2 protein-coding genes are annotated in these 1,751 nt (G+C 35.6%); both read left to right on the top strand.

Annotated features, from left to right (window positions below):
- On the top strand, positions 1-942 hold a 942-nt coding region (locus tag EC396_RS11940), incomplete at its 5' end, for a sugar kinase (RefSeq protein WP_164975266.1).
- Positions 943-1,188: 246 nt separating this feature from the next.
- A partial coding sequence (locus EC396_RS11935) for a 6-phosphofructokinase (RefSeq protein WP_205757950.1) occupies positions 1,189-1,751 on the top strand: 563 nt, incomplete at its 3' end.

Here is a 1,751-nt window from a genome sequence, read left to right as displayed (position 1 = left end):
GGTGGAGAATCTAACGTAGCAGTTTCTTTAGCAAACTATGGTATATCTGTAGATTTTGTAACACGTTTACCAAAAAATGACATTGGAGAATGTGCCATGATGGAAATGCGCAAAAGAGGTGTTGGTGTAGATAAAATTGTTTGGGGTGGAGACCGTTTAGGAATTTACTTTTTAGAAACAGGAGCAGTTTCTCGTGGTTCAAAAGTAGTTTACGACCGTGCACACTCATCAATGTCAGACATTCAACCAGGAATGGTGAACTGGGAAGAAGTATTTGCAGGTGCAGAATGGTTTCATTGGACAGGTATCACGCCAGCCATTTCACAAAGTTCAGCCGATGCTTGTTTAGAAGCTGTAAAAGCTGCAAGTAAATTAGGCTTAACCATTTCAACCGATTTAAATTATCGCGCTAAATTGTGGAAATACGGTGGAGATCGTGAAGCAATTATGACCGAATTAACATCTTACTGTGATGTTATTTTAGGAAATGAAGAAGATGCAGAAATGCACTTTGGAATCAAGCCAGAAGGTTTGGATGTTCAAACACATGGACACGATGTAAAAGCAGAAGCATTTTTATCTGTTTGTCAGCAAATGATGGAGAAATTTCCAAAAGCTAAAAAAGTAATTACCACATTAAGAGGTTCAATTTCTGCTTCACACAACACTTGGGCAGGCGTTTTATACGATGGTACAAAAATGTACGAAACACGTCAGTACCAAATTACAGATATTGTAGACAGAGTTGGTGGTGGAGATAGTTTTATGGGAGGATTGATCTACGGATTGTTAACTTACCCAGGCGACGATCAAAATGCATTGGATTTTGCAGTAGCGGCATCTTGTTTAAAACACACAATAAAAGGTGATGCAAACTTGGTAACTGTAGATGAAGTAAATAAATTAATGGGTGGTGATGCCTCTGGTAGAGTTGCTCGTTAGTTAAAAATAAAAACATTTGTTTTACATTATTCTCTCTATAGATTTAAAATTGAATGGAGGCTTAATAATGATTAAATGGATTGTTAATTAATTTTTGGTTTTTAAGGAGGTTGGGTTGCTTTTAACAACCCAACTATCTTTAATAAAAATAAACTAAAAATCAACAAACGATTACACAATTAAACGAAAAATGGCACAATTTACAAGAATAGAAGTTGCTAAAGTCATAACAGTTTCAAAATAAATATGAATAAATCAATAGCTATTATATGCGGCGGTGGACCAGCGCCAGGCATCAATACAGTAATTAGTACTTTGGCTAAAACATTTTTAAAAGATGATTATGATGTTTTAGGTGTTCATCATGGCTATAAAGGTATATTGTCTGATAATCCATCAATAAGAATTTTTGATTATCAAAGTGCTGACAGAATTTTTAGTTTAGGAGGTTCTGTTTTAACAATGAGCAGGTTTAAACCAAAGGACAGCGATTTTAAAGCTGATTTTTTTGTAAAAAACAATGTAAAATTACTGGTTACTATTGGTGGCGATGATACTGCTTCAACAGCAGGCAGACTTACAAAATACCTTTCAAATCAAAATTTAGAGGTGGCGCACATTCACGTGCCTAAAACCATAGACAACGATTTGCCATTACCAGATCGCAACCCAACATTTGGATTTCATACTGCAAAAGATGAAGGAGTAAGAATTGGAAATACGGTTTATGAAGATGCCAGAACAAGTGAAAATTGGTTTGTAGTTTCAGCTATGGGACGTTCAGCAGGTCATTTGGCATTTGGTATTGC

The organism is Lutibacter sp. HS1-25, from assembly GCF_004121075.1.
Taxonomy (GTDB): domain Bacteria; phylum Bacteroidota; class Bacteroidia; order Flavobacteriales; family Flavobacteriaceae; genus Lutibacter.
Note: the sequence above shows the minus strand (reverse complement) of the source record. Positions and strands in the feature narration are given on the sequence as shown.